This is a genomic window from Pseudomonas sp. RL_105y_Pfl2_101 (assembly GCF_963970585.1).
Classification (GTDB): domain Bacteria; phylum Pseudomonadota; class Gammaproteobacteria; order Pseudomonadales; family Pseudomonadaceae; genus Aquipseudomonas.
The window spans coordinates 36,316-60,759 of record NZ_CAXAPG010000014.1; the positions used below are offsets into that span (position 1 = coordinate 36,316).

Annotated in this window: 18 protein-coding genes; 14 read left to right on the top strand and 4 right to left on the bottom strand. The window is 61.6% G+C overall.

All coding sequences use genetic code 11. From position 1 onward, the window contains the following. The 8 genes from ftsW (at window position 1) to lpxC (ending at window position 9,148) form a co-directional block, all read left to right on the top strand. Window positions 1-1,212, top strand: coding sequence for a putative lipid II flippase FtsW (gene ftsW / locus AACY31_RS16550; protein WP_339478258.1), 1,212 nt, complete (start codon window positions 1-3; stop codon window positions 1,210-1,212). Further along, window positions 1,202-2,272, top strand: a complete 1,071-nt coding sequence (gene murG, locus AACY31_RS16555) for an undecaprenyldiphospho-muramoylpentapeptide beta-N-acetylglucosaminyltransferase (protein WP_339478084.1) — start codon at window positions 1,202-1,204, stop codon at window positions 2,270-2,272. Before ftsW ends, murG begins: the two co-directional genes overlap by 11 nt. Further along, window positions 2,265-3,725, top strand: a complete 1,461-nt coding sequence (gene murC, locus AACY31_RS16560; protein ID WP_339478086.1) for a UDP-N-acetylmuramate--L-alanine ligase — start codon at window positions 2,265-2,267, stop codon at window positions 3,723-3,725. Before murG ends, murC begins: the two co-directional genes overlap by 8 nt. Continuing rightward, window positions 3,722-4,687: a D-alanine--D-alanine ligase gene (locus AACY31_RS16565; RefSeq protein ID WP_339504799.1), complete on the top strand. Its 966-nt coding sequence runs from the start codon at window positions 3,722-3,724 to the stop codon at window positions 4,685-4,687. The genes murC and AACY31_RS16565 overlap by 4 nt, the downstream gene beginning before the upstream one ends. Before the next feature lie 3 nt (window positions 4,688-4,690). Beyond that, the gene (locus AACY31_RS16570; protein ID WP_339478091.1) at window positions 4,691-5,557 is read left to right on the top strand and encodes a cell division protein FtsQ/DivIB; all 867 of its coding nucleotides are present in this window, start codon (window positions 4,691-4,693) and stop codon (window positions 5,555-5,557) included. 15 nt (window positions 5,558-5,572) lie between these two features. Continuing rightward, entirely contained in the window at window positions 5,573-6,832 is a 1,260-nt protein-coding gene (ftsA, locus tag AACY31_RS16575) for a cell division protein FtsA (protein ID WP_024618465.1), read from the top strand. Between the two features lie 98 nt (window positions 6,833-6,930). Continuing rightward, window positions 6,931-8,124, top strand: a complete 1,194-nt coding sequence (ftsZ, locus tag AACY31_RS16580) for a cell division protein FtsZ (RefSeq protein ID WP_339478098.1) — start codon at window positions 6,931-6,933, stop codon at window positions 8,122-8,124. A 112-nt stretch (window positions 8,125-8,236) separates the two neighbouring features. Further along, window positions 8,237-9,148, top strand: coding sequence for a UDP-3-O-acyl-N-acetylglucosamine deacetylase (gene lpxC / locus AACY31_RS16585; protein WP_030139673.1), 912 nt, complete (start codon window positions 8,237-8,239; stop codon window positions 9,146-9,148). Window positions 9,149-9,472: 324 nt separating this feature from the next. On the opposite strand, the gene AACY31_RS16590 is transcribed toward lpxC, so the two are convergent. Beyond that, window positions 9,473-10,969, bottom strand: coding sequence for a sensor domain-containing diguanylate cyclase (locus AACY31_RS16590; RefSeq protein ID WP_339478101.1), 1,497 nt, complete (start codon window positions 10,967-10,969; stop codon window positions 9,473-9,475). Between the two features lie 516 nt (window positions 10,970-11,485). Between AACY31_RS16590 and AACY31_RS16595 the strand changes: the two genes are divergently transcribed. Next, entirely contained in the window at window positions 11,486-11,743 is a 258-nt protein-coding gene (locus tag AACY31_RS16595) for a hypothetical protein (RefSeq protein ID WP_339478103.1), read from the top strand. Between the two features lie 27 nt (window positions 11,744-11,770). On the opposite strand, the gene AACY31_RS16600 is transcribed toward AACY31_RS16595, so the two are convergent. After that, on the bottom strand, window positions 11,771-12,739 hold the full coding sequence (locus AACY31_RS16600) for a LysR family transcriptional regulator (RefSeq protein ID WP_339492595.1): 969 nt from the start codon (window positions 12,737-12,739) through the stop codon (window positions 11,771-11,773). Between the two features lie 271 nt (window positions 12,740-13,010). Here AACY31_RS16600 and AACY31_RS16605 point away from each other — a divergent pair, with 271 nt between their 5' ends. From AACY31_RS16605 to AACY31_RS16625, 5 genes are all read left to right on the top strand, one after another. Then, window positions 13,011-14,615, top strand: coding sequence for an efflux transporter outer membrane subunit (locus AACY31_RS16605; protein ID WP_445261550.1), 1,605 nt, complete (start codon window positions 13,011-13,013; stop codon window positions 14,613-14,615). Further along, window positions 14,603-16,804: an FUSC family protein gene (locus AACY31_RS16610; RefSeq protein WP_445261551.1), complete on the top strand. Its 2,202-nt coding sequence runs from the start codon at window positions 14,603-14,605 to the stop codon at window positions 16,802-16,804. Before AACY31_RS16605 ends, AACY31_RS16610 begins: the two co-directional genes overlap by 13 nt. Beyond that, entirely contained in the window at window positions 16,794-16,994 is a 201-nt protein-coding gene (locus AACY31_RS16615) for a DUF1656 domain-containing protein (protein WP_024617598.1), read from the top strand. Before AACY31_RS16610 ends, AACY31_RS16615 begins: the two co-directional genes overlap by 11 nt. Window positions 16,995-17,004: 10 nt before the next feature. Next, window positions 17,005-17,868 (top strand): HlyD family secretion protein, encoded by an 864-nt coding sequence (locus AACY31_RS16620; RefSeq protein ID WP_339478111.1) that lies wholly within the window; start codon window positions 17,005-17,007, stop codon window positions 17,866-17,868. Between the two features lie 84 nt (window positions 17,869-17,952). Further along, window positions 17,953-22,950 (top strand): leucine-rich repeat domain-containing protein, encoded by a 4,998-nt coding sequence (locus tag AACY31_RS16625; protein ID WP_339504803.1) that lies wholly within the window; start codon window positions 17,953-17,955, stop codon window positions 22,948-22,950. A gap of 37 nt (window positions 22,951-22,987) precedes the next feature. Here the strand turns inward: AACY31_RS16625 and AACY31_RS16630 are convergent, their stop codons facing one another. Continuing rightward, a complete protein-coding gene (locus AACY31_RS16630; RefSeq protein ID WP_339478115.1) occupies window positions 22,988-23,812 on the bottom strand; it encodes an SDR family oxidoreductase in 825 nt (274 codons plus the stop codon). Window positions 23,813-23,847: 35 nt separating this feature from the next. Beyond that, window positions 23,848-24,312, bottom strand: coding sequence for a multidrug transporter (locus AACY31_RS16635; protein ID WP_339478118.1), 465 nt, complete (start codon window positions 24,310-24,312; stop codon window positions 23,848-23,850). Window positions 24,313-24,444: the final 132 nt, after the last annotated feature.

The following is a 24,444-nucleotide window of genomic DNA, read 5'->3' on the forward strand; positions in this document are numbered from 1 at the left end:
CTGCTGAGCATCATCAAGCCGTACCCGTCGCCGTTGATCACTGGGCGTGGCATCGACCTGGACTTTCCGATGCTCGTCGGTTGCCTGGCCTTGCTGGGCCTGGGCCTGGTGATGATCACGTCCGCGTCGTCGGAAGTGGCGGCGGTGCAGTCGGGCAACACGCTTTATCACATGATTCGCCACCTGATTTACCTGGTGATTGGCGTGGGCGCGTGCATCGTCACCATGATGGTGCCCATCGCCACCTGGCAACGCCTGGGCTGGCTGATGCTGCTCGGTGCCTTTGGCCTGTTGGTGATGGTGCTGTTGCCGGGGATTGGCCGCGAGGTCAACGGCTCGATGCGCTGGATCGGCTTCAGCTTCTTCAACGTACAGCCTTCGGAGATCGCCAAGGTCTTCGTGGTGATCTACCTTGCCGGTTACCTGGTGCGTCGCCAGAAAGAAGTGCGCGAGAGCTGGATGGGGTTCTTCAAGCCGTTCATCGTGTTGCTGCCGATGGCGGGCCTGCTGCTGATGGAGCCGGACTTCGGCGCCACGGTGGTGATGATGGGGGCGGCGGCGGCCATGTTGTTCCTGGGGGGCGTCGGGCTGTTCCGTTTCACCCTGATGGTCGCGCTAGCGGTGGGGGCCGTGACGGTGCTGGTACAGGCGCAACCGTATCGGATGGCGCGCCTGATCACCTTTACCGATCCGTGGGCCGACCAGTTCGGTTCCGGCTATCAATTGACCCAGGCGCTGATCGCCTTCGGTCGCGGCGAATGGCTGGGCGTGGGCCTGGGCAACAGCGTGCAGAAACAGTTCTACCTGCCGGAAGCCCACACCGACTTCGTGTTCTCGGTCCTGGCCGAAGAGCTGGGTGTGGTGGGTTCCTTGTGCACCCTTGCCCTGTTCGTGTTCGTCTGCGTGCGCGGCATGTACATCGGCTTGTGGGCCGAGAAGGCCAAGCAGTTTTTTGCCGCGTATGTGGCGTATGGCCTGTCATTCCTGTGGATCGGCCAGTTCCTGATCAACATCGGCGTGAACGTCGGCCTGCTGCCGACCAAAGGCCTGACGCTGCCGTTCCTCAGTTATGGCGGCAGCTCCCTGGTGATCTGCTGTGCCTGTCTGGGCCTGTTGCTGCGCATCGAATGGGAGAGTCGAACCCACCTGGGCAGCGAAGAGATGGAGTTTCAAGAGAGCGACTTTGCCGAGGAGCCGACTCATGGGCGCTAACGTACTGATCATGGCGGGCGGTACCGGCGGGCACGTATTCCCGGCGTTGGCCTGTGCCCGGGAGTTCCAGGCGCGCGGCTACACCGTGCACTGGCTGGGAACGCCTCGGGGTATCGAGAACGAACTGGTGCCCGGCGCCGGCCTCGAACTGCACCGAATCGACGCCAGCGGCCTGCGGGGCAAGGGCAAGTTGTCGTTGCTCAAGGCGCCGTTGATGCTGCTCAAGTCGGTCTGGCAGGCGCGGGCGATCATCCGTCGGTTGCGGCCGGTGTGCGTAGTGGGGTTTGGCGGTTATGTGACCGGTCCTGGCGGCGTTGCGGCAAAACTGGCCGGTGTGCCGGTGATCGTCCATGAGCAGAACGCCGTGGCCGGTACCGCCAATCGGTTACTGGTGCCGTTGGCCGCCCGGGTCTGTGAAGCCTTTCCCGACACCTTTACCCTGTCGGGCAGCCGCCGCACCACCGGTAATCCGGTGCGTACCGAGCTGTTTTTCGATACGCCGCGCCCAGCCCTGGCTGGACGCAAGGCACGTTTGCTGGTCCTGGGCGGAAGCCTGGGGGCAGAACCGTTGAACAAATTGCTGCCCGACGCCCTGTCGCAGGTCGCCCCCGAACTGCGCCCGGAAGTGTTTCACCAAGCCGGCAAAAACCACGATGAAGTGACCGCCGAGCGCTACCGCGCCGTCGGCGTCGAGGCGCAAGTGCAGCCTTTCATCAAAGACATGGCCCAAGCCTATGGCTGGGCCGACCTGGTGGTCTGCCGCGCAGGCGCGCTGACCATCAGTGAACTGGCTGCCGCCGGTCTGCCCTCGATGCTGGTGCCTTTGCCCCACGCCATCGACGATCACCAGACCCGTAACGCCGACTATTTGGCCCGTGAAGGCGCTGCCTTCCTGATGCCGCAAAGAACGACTGGCGCCGCGGATCTTGCCGCCCGCCTGACAGAGGTTTTGATGCAGCCGCAACGACTTGAAGACATGGCCCGTGCCGCACGCCGCCTGGCCAAACCCGATGCCACGACCCAAGTGGTCGATACCTGCCTGGAGGTGGCCCATGGTTGAGAATCGCAAAGCCATGCCGCAACCGGAAATGCGCCGTATCCGCCGCATCCACTTCGTCGGTATCGGCGGCGTGGGCATGTGCGGGATCGCCGAGGTGCTGCTGAACCTGGGGTACCAGGTTTCGGGTTCCGACCTGAAGGCCTCCCCGGTCACCGAGCGCCTGGAGTCCTTCGGCGCGCAGATATTTATTGGCCACCGTGCCGAGAACGCCGCCAATGCCGACGTGCTGGTGGTTTCCAGCGCCGTGAACACCTCCAACCCGGAAGTCGCCACCGCCCTGGAACGCCGCATCCCCGTGGTACCACGGGCCGAGATGCTGGCCGAGCTGATGCGCTATCGCCACGGCATCGCCGTCGCCGGTACCCACGGCAAGACCACCACCACCAGCCTGATCGCCTCGGTGTTCGCGGCCGGTGGCCTGGACCCGACCTTCGTGATCGGCGGTCGGCTGAATGCCGCGGGCACCAATGCCCAACTGGGCACCAGCCGCTACCTGATCGCCGAAGCCGACGAAAGCGATGCGAGTTTCCTGCACCTGCAACCGCTGGTGGCCGTGGTTACCAACATCGACGCCGACCACATGGCGACCTACGACGGTGACTTCAACAAACTGAAGAAAACCTTCGTCGAGTTCCTGCACAACCTGCCGTTCTACGGTTTGGCGGTGGTGTGCCTGGACGACCCAGTGGTGCGCGAGATCCTGCCACTGATCAAGCGCCCGACGGTGACCTACGGGTTTGGCGAAGAGGCCGACGTGCGCGCCATCAATGTGCGCCAGCAGGGCATGCAGACGTTCTTCACCGTGCTGCGCCCTGATCGCGAGCCGTTGGATGTGTCGGTGAACATGCCCGGCAACCACAACGTGCTGAACGCCTTGGCCACCATCTGCATCGCCACTGACGAAGGCGTCAGCGACGAAGCCATCGTCCAAGGCCTGTCCGGGTTCCAGGGCGTGGGCCGACGTTTCCAGGTCTACGGCGAACTGCCGGTGGACGGCGGCAACGTGATGCTGGTGGATGACTACGGTCACCACCCGACCGAAGTCGCGGCGGTGATCAAGGCCGTGCGCGGTGGCTGGCCTGAGCGCCGCCTGGTGATGGTCTACCAGCCGCACCGCTACAGCCGCACCCGCGACCTGTACGACGATTTCGTCCAAGTATTGGCCGACGCCAATGTGTTGCTGTTGATGGAAGTCTACCCGGCCGGTGAAGAGCCGATCCCGGGGGCCGACAGCCGCCAGCTGTGCCACAGCATTCGCCAGCGCGGGCAGTTGGACCCGATCTACATCGAACGCGGCGTGGACCTCGCGCCGCTGGTCAAGCCGCTGCTGCGCGCCGGCGACATCCTGCTGTGCCAGGGTGCCGGTGACATCGGTGGCCTGGCCCCGAAACTGTTGAACAGTCCGTTATTCGCCGGGGCAATCGTGGCTGCCAGCGAGGGGAAACTGAAATGATTGCTGCCTACGCCAACCTGGTCTCGACCCTTGATCCGAAAGCCTTCGGCCGCGTTGCCGTGCTGTTCGGCGGCAAGAGCGCCGAGCGCGAGGTGTCCCTCAAGTCCGGCAACGCCGTGCTGCAAGCCCTGCAAGGCGCCGGTGTCGACGCATTCGGCATCGACGTGGGCGACGACTTCCTGCAGCGCCTGCTGAGCGAAAAGATCGATCGCGCGTTCATCATTCTTCACGGTCGTGGCGGCGAAGACGGCAGCATGCAAGGCCTGCTCGAGTGCCTGGGCATTCCCTACACCGGCAGCGGCATCCTGGCTTCAGCCCTGGCGATGGACAAGCTGCGCACCAAGCAGGTCTGGCACAGCCTCGGCATTCCGACGCCGCGTCACGCCGTGCTGGCGTCCGAGGCCGATTGTATTTCGGCGGCCACGGAACTGGGCTTCCCTTTGATCGTCAAACCGGCCCATGAAGGTTCAAGTATCGGCATGGCGAAAGTGAATTCGCTGCCTGAGTTGACCACGGCATGGAAAGACGCCAGCTCCTACGATTCGCAAGTGTTGGTCGAGCAATGGATCACCGGTCCCGAGTTCACCATCGCCACCCTGCGTGACCAGGTGTTGCCTCCGATTGCGCTGGGTACGCCCCACACGTTCTACGACTACGACGCCAAGTACGTCGCCAACGATACCCAGTACCGCATTCCCTGCGGGCTGGACGCCGCCAAGGAAAAAGAACTGATGGAACTCACGGGCAAGGCCTGTGAGGCGCTGGGTATCGCCGGTTGGGGCAGGGCGGACGTGATGCAGGACGCCGATGGGCAGTTCTGGTTCCTGGAAGTCAACACCGCGCCTGGCATGACCGACCACAGCCTGGTGCCGATGGCGGCTCGCGCCGCCGGTCTGGATTTCCAGCAACTGGTGCTGTCGATCCTGGCCGCCAGTGTTGGCCATCAAGAGCCAAGAGGTTAAGCCATGCAAGGCGCATCGCTTCGTCATCAGCCATCCGCACCCGGTCGCAAGCCGGTGCCGCGGGGTGCCAGCCGAATGGTGGCCAAAGAGCCGATGTCGGCGCGCTTGCCGAAAGCCAATTTTGGCTTTCTCAAGAGCTTGTTCTGGCCGGTGCTGCTGGTGGCGTTGGGGTTCGGTACGTATGAAGGCGCGCAACGGTTGCTGCCTTATGCCGACCGCCCAATCGCCCGGATCAACGTCCAGGGCGACCTGAGCTACATCAGCCAGCAGGCCGTGCAGCAGCGGATCGCTCCCTTCGTCGCGTCGAGTTTCTTCACCATCGACCTGGCGGGCATGCGCAAGGAACTGGAGCAGATGCCTTGGATCGCCCACGCCGAAGTTCGGCGGGTGTGGCCTGACCAGGTGTCGATCCGCCTGGAAGAACAATTGCCGGTGGCCCGTTGGGGCGACGAATCGTTGTTGAACAACCAGGGCCAGGCGTTTACGCCGCGGGAACTGGCCAACTACGAACATTTGCCACAACTGTTCGGCCCACAGCGGGCCCAGCAGCAAGTGATGCAGCAATACCAGGTGTTGAGCCAGATGTTGCGGCCACTGGGCTTCTCCATCGCACGCCTGGAGTTGCGTGAGCGCGGCAGTTGGTTCCTGACCACTGGCGCGGGCAGCTCGGGGCCGGGCATCGAGCTGTTGCTCGGGCGCGGGAACCAGGTGGAAAAGATGCGCCGTTTTATCGCCATTTATGACAAGACGCTCAAAGAACAGATTACGAACATTGCGCGCATCGATCTGCGCTACGCCAACGGCCTGGCTGTTGGCTGGCGGGAACCTGTAGCGCCCACGACGGCCGAACCCGCCGTCGCGAAGAATTAAGAAGAGGCAGGACCCATGGCAAACGTGCAAAGCGGGAAAATGATCGTCGGTCTTGATATCGGCACTTCCAAGGTGGTGGCGCTGGTAGGCGAAGTCGCGGACGACGGCACGCTGGTCATCGTCGGGATCGGTACACACCCGTCCCGCGGCTTGAAAAAAGGCGTGGTGGTGAACATCGAGTCCACCGTGCAATCGATCCAGCGCGCCATCGAAGAGGCGCAACTGATGGCCGGTTGCCGGATCCACTCGGCGTTCGTCGGCGTGGCGGGCAATCACATCCGCAGCCTGAACTCCCACGGCATCGTGGCAATTCGTGATCGCGAGGTCAGTTCCGCCGACCTTGAGCGCGTACTCGACGCGGCCCAGGCCGTGGCGATCCCGGCGGACCAGCGTGTACTGCACACCCTGCCGCAGGATTACGTGATCGATAACCAGGAAGGCGTGCGTGAGCCCCTGGGCATGTCCGGCGTGCGTCTGGAAGCCAAGGTCCACGTGGTGACCTGTGCGGTGAACGCTGCGCAGAACATCGAGAAATGCGTACGTCGCTGCGGCCTGGAAATCGACGACATCATCCTCGAGCAACTGGCCTCGGCCTACTCGGTGCTGACCGACGACGAGAAAGAACTGGGCGTGTGCCTGGTGGACATCGGCGGCGGCACTACAGACATCGCGATCTTCACCGAAGGCGCCATTCGCCACACGGCGGTGATTCCGATTGCCGGCGACCAGGTGACCAACGACATCGCCATGGCGTTGCGCACCCCGACCCAGTACGCCGAGGAAATCAAGATCCGTTACGCCTGCGCCCTGGCGAAGCTGGCCGGTGCCGGCGAAACCATCAAGGTGCCAAGCGTCGGCGACCGTCCACCGCGCGAACTGTCACGCCAGGCCCTGGCCGAAGTGGTCGAGCCGCGTTATGACGAGCTGTTCACGCTGATCCAGGCCGAACTGCGTCGCAGTGGTTACGAAGACCTGATCCCGGCCGGCATCGTGCTGACCGGCGGTACGTCGAAGATGGAAGGCGCGGTCGAGCTGGCCGAAGAAATTTTCCACATGCCGGTGCGCCTGGGCGTGCCCCATGGCGTCAAGGGCCTGGATGACGTGGTCCGCAACCCGATCTATTCCACTGGCGTGGGCCTGTTGATGTACGGCTTGCAGAAACAGTCCGACGGGATTTCGTTTTCGGGCATCGGCAGCCGCGACAGCTACAGCAGCGACGAGCCGAAGGCTCCGCTGTTCGAGCAGCTCAAGGCTTGGGTCAAAGGCAACTTTTAAACAGTTTCAAAGCTTCAAGCGGCAGGTTTCAGGCTTGGCGCAGGAAGACGCAGCAAACGCAGTAGGCGAAAAAACTAGAGAATGAAAGGAGAGGGAAAATGTTCGAACTCGTAGACAACATCCCCGCTAGCCCGGTTATCAAAGTAATCGGTGTCGGCGGTGGCGGCGGCAACGCTGTCAACCACATGGTCAAGAGCAACATCGAAGGCGTCGAATTCATTTGCGCCAACACTGATGCTCAAGCGCTGAAAAACATCGGCGCGCGGACCATCCTGCAACTGGGTACCGGCGTGACCAAGGGCCTGGGTGCCGGCGCGAATCCTGAGGTTGGCCGTCAGGCTGCCCTGGAAGACCGCGAGCGCATCGCCGAAGTCCTGGCCGGCACCAACATGGTGTTCATCACCACTGGCATGGGCGGTGGTACCGGTACCGGTGCCGCCCCGATCATTGCCGAAGTGGCCAAGGAAATGGGCATCCTCACCGTTGCGGTGGTGACCCGTCCGTTCCCGTTTGAAGGCCGCAAGCGCATGCAGATCGCCGACGAAGGCATCCGCGCGCTGAGCGAAAGCGTCGACTCGTTGATCACCATTCCTAACGAGAAGCTGCTGACCATCCTGGGTAAAGACGCAAGCCTGCTGTCGGCTTTCGCCAAGGCCGATGACGTACTGGCCGGTGCCGTTCGCGGTATCTCCGACATCATCAAGCGTCCAGGCATGATCAACGTCGACTTCGCCGACGTACGCACTGTGATGTCCGAAATGGGCATGGCGATGATGGGCACTGGCTGCGCCAGCGGTCCGAACCGTGCGCGCGAAGCCACCGAAGCGGCTATCCGCAACCCGTTGCTCGAAGACGTCAACCTGCAGGGTGCCCGCGGTATCCTGGTGAACATCACCGCCGGTCCCGACTTGTCCCTGGGCGAGTACTCCGACGTGGGTAGCATCATCGAGGCGTTCGCTTCCGACCACGCGATGGTCAAGGTCGGCACCGTGATCGATCCGGACATGCGTGACGAGCTGCACGTGACCGTGGTTGCCACTGGCCTGGGCGCGAAAATCGAGAAACCGATGAAGGTGATCGATAACACCGTCCAGACCGCCATGGCCTCCCAGCCACAGCAGCAAGCCCCCGTTCGTCAGGAGCAGCCTGCGGTGAACTACCGTGACCTGGACCGTCCGACCGTCATGCGCAACCAGGCCCAGGCCGGTGCTGCGGCTGCCGCGAAGATGAATCCGCAAGACGATCTGGATTACCTGGACATCCCGGCATTCCTGCGTCGTCAGGCCGATTGATGAAATGTATCAGGGGGATACGGGTGATTGGTGTTCAGCAAAGGTCTGGTCTGCTATCATCGCCAGCCTTTGTTGATACCAGTTCGCAATTTGCGCTGAAGCGGCCCATGCCATGATTAAACAACGCACCCTGAAGAATATTATCCGTGCCACAGGTGTCGGTTTGCACTCCGGCGAGAAGGTCTACCTGACCCTCAAGCCCGCGCCTGTCGATACCGGCATCGTGTTTTGTCGTGCCGACCTCGACCCTGTGGTGCAGATTCCTGCTCGCGCGGAAAACGTTGGTGAAACCACTATGTCGACCACTCTGGTCAACGGTGACACCAAAGTGGACACGGTGGAGCATTTGCTTTCGGCCATGGCTGGCCTGGGCATCGATAACGCCTACGTCGAGCTCTCCGCGTCCGAAGTCCCAATCATGGATGGCAGTGCCGGACCCTTCGTATTCCTGATTCAATCGGCTGGCCTGGAAGAGCAGGACGCAGCCAAGAAGTTCATCCGTATCTTGCGGGAAGTGACAGTGGAAGACGGCGATAAGCGCGCCACTTTCGTCCCTTTCGAAGGATTCAAGGTGAGCTTCGAGATCGACTTCGATCACCCGGTTTTCCGTGACCGCACCCAGAGTGCAAGCGTGGATTTTTCCAGCACTTCGTTCGTAAAAGAAGTCAGCCGCGCCCGTACCTTTGGTTTCATGAGTGACATCGAGTACCTGCGCAAGCACAACCTCGCACTCGGCGGCAGCGTTGAAAACGCGATCGTGGTCGATTCCGATGGTGTATTGAACGAAGACGGCCTTCGCTATGAAGACGAATTCGTCAAACACAAGATCCTTGATGCAATCGGTGACCTCTACCTGCTGGGCAATAGCCTGATTGGTGAGTTCAAGGGCTTCAAGTCCGGCCATGCACTGAACAACCAGCTGCTGCGCAAGTTGATTGAGCAGAAAGATGCTTGGGAAGTCGTGACGTTCGAAGACGCCAGCACCGCACCAATCTCTTACATGCGCCCTGTTGCGGCCGTGTAAGCAAAAAACCTCTCTAGTTTTTGAAGGCTGCCTTTGGGTGGCCTTTTTTTATGGGTGCTTTCTTGTGTATATCCGTTAATTCGGTAGCGACGGCTTAGGGTTCCGCCCTTACGGCGCCTCGGTTAAGCTTTTGATCTGGAGCGTCAGGCATGCCGAGCCTAGGCGAGGCACCGGGTGGTGGGGCAGAGGCGTTTTGGTTACTTTCGCCTGGGCCGGCATTCCGGCTTTTCGAAAGTGACCCGCCGTCAGGGCGGAACCCTAAGTGGCCGTTACCAAAGAACGGATATACACCCCAATTAAGCGCCCTACAGCCACAGGGGAGCGTCACATCGCGCAAACCACACGATTTCGCCCACTGGCCTTAGCCTGGTACAGGGCCTTGTCCGCGGCGAGTAAAAGTTGCGGGAGTTCGCCATACGGCCCGTTCAGCCAAGTAGCGATGCCAATACTCACCGTCATGGGGGCTCCCCCCTTGATCATCGGTGGCAGTTGTTCAACCGCGTCACGAATGTTCTGGGCCATGGCGAACGCACCGGCGGTGGTGGTCTCCGGCAGCACCACCGAGAACTCTTCACCGCCATAGCGCGCTGCCAGGTCGGCGGGGCGTCGCACATGCTGGCCGATCAACTGCGCCAAGGCCCTCAGGGCCTCGTCACCCTGTTGATGACCATGGCGATCATTGAACGCCTTGAAATGATCGGCATCGATCATCAACACAGACAAGGGTTGGCCCGAACGTTGGGCGCGCAGCCATTCCTGTTGCAACGTTTCGTCCAGCGTTCGTCGATTGGCCAGGCCGGTGAGGGCGTCGACCGACGCCAGTTGGGCCAATTTCCGTTCAGCTCTGTAGCGGCGTCGCAATTCGCAGCGCAGCAGCCAGGTGAGCCAGAGCAAACCGATGCACAGCGCACCGGTGGCACCGCTGACCAGCAATGCCGTGCGTTGCCATGAGGCGAACACCTCTTGAGAGGAGAGCGCCACCACGACGATCAAGGGCAAGTTGCCCACCTGGGAAAAAGTGTACAGGCGCGGCGTCTGATCCTGGCCAGAAACGCTGGTAAAACTGCCATTGCCTTCGCGTAGGATCCGCATGAAATTCGGTCGGTGACTGAAGTCCTTGCCTGTCATGTCTTCGGCCAAAGGGGGCTCTTGAGCCAGGAGAATACCGTCTCGGCTGACCAGGTTGACCGTACCGTCATGACCGATGTTCAGACTCTTGAACAGTTGGTTGAAGTAGTTGAGGCGCATTGCGGCCTCGGCCACGCCCATGAACTCACCCCGTTCGTTGCTCAATCGATAGCTGAAACTGATGCGCCAGTCCTGCGCGTGACTTCTGGAGCGGAACGGGCGGCTGACCATCATGCCCGGGTTTGTATCTTGGATATGGGACTGGAAATACTCCCGATCGGCATAGTTGTCTTTACGCGGCGTGATCGAGGCGGAATCAGCGATCACATCGCCGCCTTTGTCCAGCAGCAGGATGTCGCCTTTGTAGGGGGCGGTGGTGGCGCGGTCGAACAGCGCCAGATGGCGAATCGCCGGCGATACGTCTTTCAGGTCTTCGCGTTTGGCGGCGCCGACCAAACCTTGCAGCGACAGATCGTAGAGCTCCACGTTACGCAGCACATCGGTGTTAATCAGTTGCACGATATTGGTCGCCGCACGTGTCGCTGCCTGTTGTGCGGCGCCATGTTCGCGAATCAGTAGGAAGGTCACGATGCTCAGGATGGCGATGACAACCAGCGAACTGGCCAGTACGAGTACCCGTTCTGAATGTATCGAAGGCGGGGTGTTGCCGGGTGTTGCACTGCGCGCGCTCATGGGGCCGATGTCTACGTTGTCATGTGGCTGGGATCCTTCCCAAAGGATTGCAAACCGGCAATGAAGCAGATGCTGGCCTTTTGCTGATTGTGCTTGGATCGGTGAGGGTGGGCAATCAGTGTTTGCGCAATAACTGGGAGGGGCTGGCGAAGGCTGCGATCTGTTGATTTTGATCCGGTTGGCTTTCGCCCGGCATTCAATGCAGGAAAAGACGCCACCTTGTGGCTGCCTCAGGCTGGCAAGCGGATCCCGAACGTGTTGGCGCCACTGTTGCTGCGCAAGGTCTCGACGCGATAGATGCACTCGAATAGTCGCGGCAGGTGTTCGCCGGCAATCGGTTTGCCAGGGTGGGGGACGGCTAACTGACAGGCTTGTCAGTTTTGTCCTGGCTTGCTGTCAGATGAATGGTTGTGCCAGATGAAACTGCCCTGCGCGCGGTGATATCGGGCAGGTATACTGCCGCCTTTCGCGGCTCGCCCTTCGGGCCCGACTTGCATGCATGACCCGGAGCCTTACATGACTTCCCCGACACCTTCGCCTGCAGACGAATTCCCTGGCGGCGAACAGGCCGACTTGTCCGACAGCGATGTTTCCAGCAACGAGGACGTCAAAGCGGCGATCCCTGCCTTCAAATTCCCGTTCAAACCCGGTGAACTGGCTGCGGCCAAGGGCGCCAGCCAGCAGCCGTGGTACAAGAACGGCGCGAAGAATGGCCACACCAAAACCCCGGGCGCCGCGCCTCCCGGCACGCGTCGTTCGATGGGTAAGCGCTGAAATCATCCTTCACGCACGGGGGCGACTTCAGTTCGCGACCCGTGCGCCCGCCAGGCTTCCACTCAATTCGTAAGCCGCCAGCTCAGACTGCTGTGCTGCGAGGATTTCCGGCAACGAGCCTCGCAGGTACTCGACCCAGGTCTTGATCTTCGCATCCAGGTATTGGCGCGAAGGGTAGATGGCATAGAGGTTCAGTTCCTGGGAGCGGTAGCTGGGCATGACCCGTACCAGCGTGCCGTTGCGTAAGCCTTCGATGGCCGCGTACACCGGCAATACCCCCACGCCCATGCCGCTGGTGATCGCGGTTTTCATCGCATCGGCGGAATTCACCAGGAACGGCGAACTGTTGATGGTGACCATCTCCTGGCCTTCCGGGCCGTCGAACACCCATTTTTCCAGCGCAATGACCGGGCTGACCAGGCGCAGGCAGGCGTGGTTGAGCAGGTCGCCGGGTTGTTGTGGGCAGCCGCTGGTTTTCACGTAGGCGGGCGAGGCGCAGACGATGCTGTAGGTGATCCCCAGGCGCTGGGAGACGAAGCCCGAATCCGGTAACTCGCTGGCGAGCACGATGGAGACGTCGTAGCCCTCGTTCAGGATGTCCGGCACCCGGTTGGCCAGGGTCAGGTCGAAGGTCACATCCGGATGCGTCTTGCGGTAACGGGCGATGGCGTCGATCACGAAATGTTGGCCGATGCCGGTCATCGTATGGACCTTCAACTGCCCGGCCGGTCGCGCATGGGCGTCGCTGGCCTCGGCTTCCGCTTCTTCGACATAAGCCAGGATCTGCTCGCAACGCAACAAATAGCGTTTACCCGCTTCGGTCAGGGCAATGCGGCGAGTGGTGCGGTTGAGCAAGCGGGTTTGCAGATGGGCTTCCAGGTTGGAAACCGCACGCGACACGTTGGCCGTCGTGGTGTCCAGTTGCGCGGCGGCGGCGGTGAAACTGCCCGCTTCGGCAACACAACTGAACGCGCGCATGTTTTGCAAGGTGTCCATGGAGGGCTCTCTTGGGAGGTGGCAAATTGTGACACGAAGTTACAGAGCAGCGGGACCCGACTAATGGATTATCGCGTTAACGGTAACAAAGATTCACAGAAAGGTCGGCTTATCGCCGGGGAGGGCGATGCCTAGAATTGCCGCCAATCCTGGGTCACTGATTCCTGTGGGAGCGAGCCTTTGTGGGAGCCGAGCTTGCTCCCACAGGTGTGTTACCAGGCATGCATTCTCATGATCGCTTCATGCCCCCCATCTCAGGAATTTTGCGCAAGTGCCGCGTTGCATCAGCAGAGAGCTGAAGACTCTCAGTGTTTGGGTTCTGACATTAACCATTAGCGGTTGCATCGGGACCGGCGGGATAGGGCCGCAAAACCAGGTATTGCCAGCCAACCAACTGGCTACCGATGCAGCCATCCGCGAGGCGGTTCGCGACGCCCACTGGCCCACCCGCCAGTGGTGGCAAGCCTACGGCGATCGGCAGTTGGATCGCTGGGTCGACCTGGCCATGCAGGACAGCCCGAGCCTGGCCATGGCCGCCGCGCGGGTGCGCCAGGCCAAGGCCATGGCCGGTATTGCCGAGGCCGCCGAGTCGCTGCAGATCAATGGCGAGGCGACCCTTAAGCGCCATCACTGGCCCACCGATCAGTTCTATGGTCCGGGTGAGTTGGCCGACACCACAACCTGGGACAACAACGCCGCCCTGGGCTTGAGCTACGCCCTGGACCTGTGGGGCCGCGAGCGCAATGCCAGCGAACGGGCGGTTGACCTGGCCCATGTCAGTGTCGCTGAGGCGCGTCAGGCGCAACTGGAACTGCAAAGCAACATTGTGCGCGCCTACATCCAGTTTTCATTGCACTACGCCCAGCGCGATATCGTCGCCGCGACCCTCCACCAACAAGAGCAGATTCTCGACCTTGCGCAGAGGCGCCTGGACGGCGGCATCGGCACTCATTTCGACGTCAGCCAGGCCCAGGCACCGCTGCCCGAGACCCATCGTCAATTCGACGCTCTGGACGAAGCCATCGCCTTGAGCCGCAATCAGTTGGCGGCCCTGGCCGGCAAGGGGCCGGGGGTGGGGGCGCAATTGCAACGCCCGACCCTGGCCCTCGGCGCGCCCTTGAAGCTGCCGTCGGCCTTGCCCGCCGAACTGCTCGGCCAGCGTCCGGATGTGGTTGCCGGGCGTTGGCAGGTGGCGGCCCAGGCCCGGAGCATCGAGGTGGCCCGGGCCGGTTTTTATCCCAACGTCGACCTGGTGGGGAGCCTCGGCTACATGGCCACCGGCGGTGGGGCGCTGGAGTTCTTGACGGGTAAGAAGCTCACCTACAACGTCGGGCCGGCGATCACGTTGCCGATCTTCGATGGCGGGCGCTTGCGTTCGCAGTTGGGCGAGGTGGCGGCCGGTTATGACATCGCTGTGGCGCACTACAATCAGACACTGGTGAACGCCCTCAAGGGGATTTCCGATCAGTTGATCCGCCGTCAATCCATGGACAAGCAGCAGGTCTTCGCCGCCGAATCGGTGGCCGTCGCCCAGCGGACCTACGACATTGCAATGGTGGCGTTCCAGCGCGGGCTCACCGATTACCTCAACGTGCTCAACGCCCAAAGCCTGTTGTTCAAGCAACAACAGGTGCAACAGCAAGTGCAGGCGGCGCGCTTGAGTGCCCATGCCGACCTGGTGACGGCGCTGGGTGGCGGGTTGGACCCTGTAGGAGCTGCCGAGTGCAACGAGGCTGCGATCTTTCCTCAGGCACCTGAGTCCCAAGCGAAAAGATCAAAAGATCGCAGCCTTTGGCAGCGCCTACACAGCTGCGACAAGGCACAACCCAAGCGGGAGCAAGTTCCCTCACCACGATGCGGGGTATGCCTTCCTTGACGTCTTTACTTTGGCTGTACCGTCTCCAATGGCGCCGTGGTTTCTTCGACTGGGCCCGCAGCGACGGGGTGACCTGGGTCTACATCTTCAAGGTTCTGTTTGCCGCATTCCTGACCTTGTGGCTGGCAATGCGCCTGGAGTTGCCGCAACCACGCACGGCCATGATCACCGTGTTCATCGTCATGCAGCCCCAGAGCGGCCAGGTGTTCGCCAAGAGTTTCTACCGCTTTGTTGGCACTCTGGCCGGCTCGGCGGTGATGGTGGCGTTGATCGCCTTGTTTGCCCAGAACACCGAGCCGTTCCTCGCTTGCCTGGCGGTCTGGGTTGGTCTCTGTTCAGCAGGGGCGGCGCGTTATCGCAACTTCCGGGCCTATGGTTTTGTGCTGGCCGGCTACACCGCGGCGATGATCGGCCTGCCGGCCCTGGCCCATCCGGAAGGCGCGTTCATGGCGGCGGTCTGGCGGGTGCTGGAGATTTCCCTGGGGATCCTCTGCGCCACCCTGGTCAGCGCCGCGATCCTGCCGCAAACCGCCAGTGCAGCCATGCGCAATGCGTTGTACCAGCGCTTTGGGGTATTTGCCCTGTTTGTCACTGATGGCCTGCGTGGGCGCAGCCAGCGGGAGGCATTCGAAGCGCGCAACGTGGGCTTCATCGCCGAGGCGGTGGGCCTGGAAAGCCTGCGCAGCGTAACCGTGTTCGAAGACCCGCACATGCGTCGGCGCAACGGTCGGCTCAGTCGCTTGAACAGCGAGTTCATGGGCATCACCACCCGCTTTAACGCTTTGCACCAGTTGCTTGAGCGCTTGCGCAGCAGTGCGGCGGATCATGTGGTCAATGCCATCAAGCCGGGTTTGCAGACGTTGGCCGAACTGCTGGACGGTTTCAGTGGTCGCACCCTGATCGACGCCGATGCGGCCCGTCTGGCGGCGGCGCTGGCCGAGTACAAGGCCGAGCTGCCGGCCCAGGTGCGAAGGCTGCGGGCGTTGTTCCAGGAAACGGCGCCCAGTGATGGGCAGCAACTGGATTTCCATACCGCCTACGAGCTGCTTTATCGCTTCGTCGACGACTTGCACGGCTATGCCCTGACTCACGCCTCCCTGGCCGATCATAGCCACGAACGTGAGCGCTGGGATGAACCGTTCGTGCCGCAGACCAACGGGCTGGCCGCCACGGCATCGGGTGTTCGCGCCGCCTTCATCCTGTTGGTACTGGGGAGTTATTGGGTCGCCACGGCCTGGCCGAGCGGCGCGACCATGACGATGATCGCCGCCGCCACCGTGGGCTTGTCGGCCGCAACACCGAACCCCAAGCGCATGGCTTTCCAGATGGCCTGCGGCACGTTGTTCGGGGCGTTGATCGGCTTTGTCGAGATGTTCTTCATCTTCCCGTTGATCGACGGCTTCCCTTTGCTCTGCGTGATGCTGGCGCCGGTGATCATGCTCGGTTCGTTCCTCAGTTCGCGACCGAAATACGCCGGGGTCGGGCTGGGTCTGCTGATCTTTTTCAGCACCGGTTCGGTGCCGGACAACCTGACGGTCTACAACCCCTACGCCTTCATCAACGATTACATCGCGATGATTCTCGGCATGCTGGTGTGTGCCGCGACCGGGGCAATCATTTTGCCGCCCAACAGCCGTTGGTTGTGGCGCCGGCTCGAACAGGATTTGCGTGAGCAAGTGGTGTTTGCCATCAGTGGCAAGCTCAAGGGCCTGGCGTCGAGCTTCGAAAGTGGTACTCGCGACTTGCTGCATCAGGCCTACGGGTTGGCGGCGGGGCAGCCTCGGGTGCAACGGGACTTGCTGCGCTGGATGTTCGTGGTGCTGGAGGTCGGTCACGCGATTATCGAGTTGCGCAAGGAACAGGCGATTTTGCCGGTGCATCCGGCTTATGCGCAAAGCCAGCCGTGGCGCCAGGCGATTCGTGTGATGGGGCGGGCGCTGGTGCGCCTGTTCCGCCAACCGAGCCAGAGCAATCTGGGGCGTGCCCTGGTGGCAGTGGACCACGCCATCGGCCGCGTGCAGGCCACCGACGAACCCTTCGCCCCGCATTTCGACACCTCGGCCCTGCGCCGCGTAAAAAGCTACCTGCATTTCATCCGCACTTCTTTGCTCGACCCGCAATCGCCATTGGCCGGCTATGCCAGGCCGCACGCCGCACCGCTGCTCCAGGAACCTGAACATGCCCCGTGAGATCGCTTTCCATGGTGTGTACATGCCCACCATGACCCTGATGTTTTTCATCGCCGCCGCCCTGGCCTGGGCCTTGGATCGTTTTCTGTCGGGGTTGGACCTGTACCGCTTCTTCTGGCACCCGGCGTTGCTCCGCCTGAGTCTGTTTACCTGTCTGTTCGGCGCGCTGGCGCTGACGGTGTACCGTTGAGATCGATGCGATGAAAAAGTTTTTCAGCCTGTTGGCGACGCTGTTGGTACTGGCCCTGGCGCTGTGGGTCGGCCGTACGCTGTGGGTCCATTACATGAACACGCCCTGGACCCGCGATGGCCGGGTGCGGGCCGACATCATCAATGTGGCGGCCGATGTCAGCGGCGAGGTGGTCGAGGTGCCGGTGCGCGACAACCAACGGGTGACAAAGGGCGACCTGCTGATGCGCATCGACTCCGAGCATTACCGCATCGCCGTGAAGCAGGCTCGCTCCCTGGTGGCGTCGCGCAAGGCCACTTGGGAAATGCGCAAGGTCAATGCCCATCGGCGTGCCGACTTGGACAGCCTGGTGATCTCCCGGGAAAACCGCGACGACGCCAGCAATATCGCCGACTCCGCCCTGGCCGACTACCAGCAGGCCCAGGCGCAATTGGAGGCCGCGGAGCTGAACCTGTCGCGCACCGAAGTGCGCGCGGCGGTGGATGGCTACGTCACCAACCTCAATGTGCACCGCGGCGACTATGCGCGCATTGGCGAGGCGAAAATGGCTGTGGTGGACATGAATTCGTTCTGGGTCTACGGCTTCTTCGAAGAAACCAAATTGCCCAAGGTGCGGGTCGGCGATTCGGCGCAGTTGCAGTTGATGAGCGGTGAGGTGCTCAAGGGGCACGTGGAAAGTATTTCCCGAGGGATCTACGACCGCGACAACCCCGAGAGCCGTGAGTTGATTGCGGACGTGAATCCCACGTTCAACTGGGTACGCCTGGCCCAGCGGGTGCCGGTGCGCATCCATCTCGATGAAGTGCCCGACGCTGTGCTGCTGGCGGCGGGAATGACTTGCACCGTTGTGGTCGAGCCGCACGTCGGACGCTGAGGTTTTTTCCAATGTAGTAACTATCTACCACCAAGCCTGTCCCAAGCCCGTTCAAGCTTGTGTCTTCGACTGAAGGAGCTCTCGATGACCCAGCTGACTCACCATCATTTCATTCGCCGCCGGCTGCCCATTTGGCTGCTGGATGCGAACCAGACCGAACAGGCAAAACTACGACAGGCCGCCCTGGACCTGGTCGAAGCAGGGTATGGCTTCAACCAAGCGATGAGTGTTATCCCGTCGTTGCGCGACTTTGCGCTGTCGCGCATGCAACCCTCCATGGATCGTTTTTTCGGCACGCACATCGACTTGGAACGTTCTGAACTGACCAGGCACTTTCGCGATGAATGCGCGACCTATCCGATACCTGGAGGAGGGCTCTCAACGCCGGTATGTGCCCCCCATCCCCCCGAAAAGCGATCGCTGCTGGAACACGCATTGATCAATTTCACCGTCTCCGATACTCAGGCGCAGGCTTTTATCGGAGGCAGTCGGTTCACGCTTTACCCTGACCCTGACCCTGACCCTGGCAGCACTGGCAGCGTACACATTCACGATTTTGCCAAGCTCTGTCGTGATCTCGATACAGGAACAGCTTACGGTCACGAGCTGCGACGCCAACTGCCCCAGCTTTCCCATGATGCGGTTGCTTTGCCAACCTTCGCGGCAACGTACATCGAATACAAAAAGACGCAGCTGCGACACGACGCCCAGCAAGCCCGCATGCAGGGTTTGTTGGATATCACGGGCGAACGCATCCTGGCGTCCTTTGGCGTGCATCTCGATGCATCCACCCCCCTAGAACCGTTGTCGACGGCGTTCGCCAGCGGTCTTGAATTGAGCGACCGTTGGCGGGCGGAGCATCGCATCATCCTGCCAGGGGGGCGTGTATTTTGGGGCGATCGCCAGACCGCCGGGCGACAGGTGCCAATAGTGGTCCATATGCCTGGCGATCCTGTCTCGCCCATCAAGCAATATGCCAACTCGGCCGCGTTCCAGGCGGATCTGGTCGAGCGTTTGAAAGACCTTCGATATGCGGCATTTTTCTCCCGACTTTTGCCGCTGCCTCATAGAAACTGGAGCGACCCGGCGCTGGTTCAACTATTGCGCAAGGGAGAAACCAACCTGCTCAAGGCCCACGAACTACGCGGGGACTTCTGGCAAGGCCTGTACCGTGAGTGGCGTAGCGTTGTGCTGAGCAGTGCATTGAGCCAGGCCCGCTCAGTGGCTGATATTGACCGAGACGTTCTGATTGGCGAAGCCTGGATGTGGCTGGGCGCCGGGCTGCAATTTTTCAGCGGTATCAGCATGTTCCTGCCGGGCGTCGAGCCACTGGCCTGGGCAGGGGTTGCGCTGGGGATGGGGCAATTCATCCTGGATGTCTATGAAGGCGCCCATGCGCTCAACCTGGGAGAGCGGCTAGAAGCGATCCAGCATCTGTTCAGCGCCGCGATGAGCGCCGCGACCTTCGCGGTTGGGGCCTTGGGGGCCAATCATCTGCTTGATGACATGAACCCGGTGGTCACGACCAATGGCAATGAGCGGCTTTGGCACGGTCGCACCGAGGCGTTCGCCAGCCTGCGGTCGCCGCCGGACTACGCGACGGTCGACCCCTATGGCGTCTGGCGCGCTGCGGATGATGCCTGGGTAAAGATAGATGGACGTTTCTACGAGGTGACCGGCGAAGAACTTGATCTGCATCTCAGGCTTCCCCCCGATCACCGTGGCGTAGTGCCGGCCGTGGAGTGGCGCCGACCGACAGGGTGGCGCTGGATGCATCGCGATCCCTTGGGCATGCAAGGCGCACGGTTGCTGCGGGACATCGATCCCCAGTTGCAATCCTTGACAAGCGCCGCCCTGGACGATGCTCAGCGACTGGTCGGTATCAGTGATGATCGACTGCGCTACCTGGCAGTGAACGGCGAGCCACTCCCGATACTTTTGCCGTACATGGCTCGGCGTCTTGCCGCCGGGGCGCAAATAGCGGACGCGATCACCCGACTGCGTGCCGATCAAGCCTTACCGAATGTGCCCCTGGGGGTTGCGCAATTACTCACGGAGTTGCCCGGTTGGCCGGCCCGTCGTGCGTTTCGCTATTTGGACGCACGAGCCTCTTTTTTCATCGCAGGAGAAGCCCCCGAGCTGCATCTCGACGGTGCCGCGTTCAACACCGGCCAATGGCAGGAACGGTTGTTGGGGCAATTGGAGGCGCGCGAGAAGAGCGCTTTGCTGGGGCCTGAAACCCCCTGGGAGGCCCCAGCCATCACCCATCGCCGCCTCGCCAACCTGTTGGCCGATAGTCTGGAGCGCTACGGCTACCGGTTGATCGATAACTTCGCCAGTCTTGCAGCCCGACATCCGAACGCAGTGCGCTTGCGTCGCGACTTTCCCAGTTTGCCGGAGCCCCTGGCGGATGCCCTGCTGTCGAGTATGAGCGTCGAAGAACAACATGGCCTTAGCACTGGTCGCGTACCACAGAGCCTTGCCCTACGAACGGTCGAAGTGCTGCGTGAGTTACGTGTCGTGCGTGCATTGGAAGCGTTGAAGGACGGTGTGTCCGGTAATGACCGGGACCGTTTGGTCATGCGGCTGTTGGCATCCGAGCTGGCGGAACTGGTAGAGCCGGTAGGTGTGCAACTGCTGCTCGATGGCGGTTTTGTCGAGCCGTTGCAAGCCGGTGACGCTGGGCCGCTGAAGACGATTCGCCGCCGCGACGGTCGCTACGAGCCTTTCGACCAGACGGGTAACGAGCTCAGCCCACCCACAGACCTGGAAGATGCTTTGCTGCGGGCCTTGCCGGACTCGGCCCGTCGCCAGTTGGGTCTGGATATTTGGCAGCAGGACAGGCTGCGTGGCCGTCTGATGGAGCGTGCCTTGAGCAGCCGCGAGCCGTTGCGCTCCGCGTTGGGCATTCGGCCATTGCAACTTGCCGGTGTACGTTCCCTTGAGCGAGTGGGTGAGCACCTGGGCTACCCGATGAGTGGGCGAGGCCTGGGGGGCTGGCAGCGCAGACCCACCGTGCAATCTCGCCTTCAGACGCTCTACCCGGACGCAACGATCAGCGCCCGGATGATGACCGAACTCCAGCTGCGCAGTGAGCACACCGGCAGATCCCTGGCCCTGCTGATCAGTGAAAAAGAAGCCGAATGGAAGACCCTCGATGAGAGCCTGGAGATCTGGGAGCAAGCCCAGGGCAAGCACCATGCCGTGGAACATGATGATCCGGGCGTGAGGACGGCGATCCGCCAGAACGTAGGCAGGGCGTTGCGCCGCAGTTGGCGCCGTGAGATCCGTTTTCCCGTTGGGCCACGCGAAGTGCTGAGTTTGGCGGTGGAGGCTTGCCCAATAGGGGAGCTGCCGAGGCTTACCGCTGATTTCAGCCATGTTGAGGTGATCTCACTCAAGGGGCTGGCTTTAAGTGAAGATCCCTCGGATTTCTTGAGTCGCTTTCCCTCACTCGTCGAGCTCACGCTGACCAATAATCGCCTCTCACGTTGCCCCAGCGCCGTGGCTGGCATGACAGGGCTGCGGTTTCTGTTATTGAACGAGAACCCGCTCGTTTTCAACGATCAGGTTTTCGCGCCCCTGCTCGCGCCAACCCCCAGCGCCACGCTGGAATGGCTTGAGCTTTCCGGCGTGTCCGGCGGCCTGGAGCCTGCGCTCGTTCAAGGCGCCGTCTCGGCGATCGAGGCGCTGGCAGCGTTGCCGCGGCTCAAACACTTGGTGTGGAAAAATAACCTCTCGTTCGGGCCCCAGCTGCTGCAAGCCATTGGACGCCTGAGGCAATTGGAGGCCCTCAGCCTGGGCGATAGCAGGCTGGTCTTGGATGAGCAAAACCATTCGTTCCTGGGCCATCTCAATCGCCTTGTCGCACTGGACCTGAGCGGCAATCGCGTGATTGATTTACCGAATATGGCGGGATTCCCCCAGTTGGAATTGGTGAACTTGGCCCAGTCGAAACTCAGAGAGATTCCTGCGGCACTCATCGAACTATTACAGCGCATCCCCTCCCGCAAGCTATTTTTGATCTTGCGCGAAAACGCCATTACCAATCTGGACGCCCTGCTATCGGTGTTGCCCCACAATGCGCAAGGCAGCCAGTCGCTGGGTGTGAACCTGGATGACAACCCGCTGCCGGTGAGCCAGATCGCCAGGCTGCGAGCAGCGGGTTATCGCTTTGCGTATACCCGTGACCTCTGGGTCTCGGACACGAGGCTGCGCGGCAGTTTCGAACAGCTTCGCGAAAACCCCTCCAGTGCGAGATTCCTCGACTGGCTCAGCGATGAGATAACCCGCCTTGGCGGGGTGCAGGAGATCGGACTCAACACTTCCGGGCCGAACTACCGCGGCGTGACAGCCGCCGAGCGTCTTTTCAATCTGGACGGTTCCATGGAGTTCACACGTCAGCGTGTCACCGACCTTGATGAGCGCTTCAAGGCCTTGCGGTCACGTATTTATTCGCGTCTGGAGCCCAGCATGCGCCATCGGACATTTACGTTGGGTGAGCTGGAGAGGCATCTGCAATCATTCCGCTACTTCTGCTTGGACCTGGCGGGTCCCAAGCCGAACGATTTTCCCCGGTTCATTTCGCAGCACTATCAAGTTTGGGCTGATCTACAGGCCATCAACGATGGGTGGAGCCCCCAGGTATTCAACGCTCGCGCAACCGAGGCGCTTTTCGTCAGCCATCTGTTGAAAGATTTCACGGAAGGAGAACCGCAATTCGAGACGCTTTCCTGGGCACCCTACCTCAAGGAAATGTCGCCCATTTGGCGTGCATTCGAGGAGGGATGGGAGTCTATTGTCGACAGCCTGAGCAACGCTTCTTTTGGTGACCCTCTGGATACCTCGCCATGGCCTCGCGAGCTTCTCGACAGCATGACCCACCCGCCCCAGACGCAACCGCCTTTGGAACCGGTACAAGGGGTGGAGTGGGGACGCGGTGTCATTGAACTCGATTCCGAACAGCTACGTCGGGCATCGTTGATCATTAAATTTGTCCAGGCGACCGAAGCTAGACGTGTGGCAACCCAGGCTACCGAGGCGTTGGTGCGGGGCTGGTGGCCGATCAGACCTGCCATCTGATCTTCGACAGGCGCTGTCTTTCAGCGAGCTCATCTGGCTACAAGGCGCCATGCAACCCAAAGCGCCTCATCAACCCCTTCTGTAGCAAACCAGTGGGTAGCCATGTCGCGATGAACGGCAACGCCCGGCTGCCATTGCCCAGGCGCAGCAGCCGGGGAGGCTTGGGTTGTTGCGCGGCCTTGAGCAAGTTGGCGGCGAATTCGGGGGCCGGGGTCGGGTTGTCCTGGGAGGCCTTGGCCCGGGCGCGGATGCCGTCGCGCAGGGGCCACCAGGGCGATTGTTCGCTGATCAGCTGTTCGGCTTCATGGCCGGCATTCTTGGCAAAGCTGGAAGCGATGGCGCCGGGTTGGACCTCCATCACGCGGATGCCGAACGGTGCCAGTTCCATGCGCAAGGCATCGCTCAAGGCATGCACCGCGGCCTTCGAGGCACAGTAGGCCCCGGCAAACGGCGTGACCAGCACCCCGGAAACGCTGCCGATGTTCACCACCAGCCCTTTGGCCTGGCGCAACACCGGGAACAGCGCCCGGGTGACCCCGACGATGGCGAACACGTTGGTTTCGAACTGGCGCTGCATGGCCGGCACGCCGCCGTCCAGTAGCGGGCCCATGGCGCCGTAGCCGGCATTGTTGACCAGCACATCCAGGCGGCCATGCTGCTGGTTGATTCGCTCGTTCAGTTGCTCCAGGGCCTGGCCGTCGTTGACGTCCAGTTGCACGGCGGTGAACCCGCCAGCGTTGAGCGTGACTACGTCTTCAACTTTGCGCGCCGTGGCCCAGACCTGATAACCCGCAGTCTTGAAGGCGTCGGCGAGGGCGCGGCCAATGCCGCTGGAACATCCGGTAATCAGCGCAACAGGCATGGCGCATTCCTTGTGCAAAAAGTGGGAGAGAGCAGTCAGTTGGAAAAGCTACCGTGCAAGCGCTCGGCGCGAAACTCCAGGGTCTGCGGGCGATAACCCGGACGCAGGGGCGGCAGCGGCAAGCAGTCTTGCCAGTCAGCGCCGGCCTGCAATTGGCCGGGGCCCCGGTAGCGCGGTGCGTCGTAGGGGGTGTCGGCCAGGTTGATGGTGTCGCCAGGCGCATAGGCCGCGACCCGCCAGCGCAGCACGATCAGTGGCACGTCATTGGTGTTTTTCAGCTTCAGCGACAGCGGTCGGTCGGCGGGGCATTGTCCGGGGGCATAGGTGAGGCGTATTTCCAGGCGTTCCAATTGCCGGGTTTCGCGGTTTTCCTGCCAGAGCACCCAGGCGGCGACCAGTCCCAGCCCGATGAACGCCGCCAGGGAGACCGGCAAGGCTTTGGCCGGGTAGCGCAACAGCAGGATGAGCCAGGTGATGACCAGCAAGACGCCGATAAGCATGGTGGAAGCCTCCGTTACCGTAGGTACATCCTACCGAAGGGAGCAGGCAATGTTGAAACAATGATGCCTGCCCATCACGTACCTCAAAAAAAAGCCCCCACCCAGCCCACTGCGGATAGGGGACGCAGTGGG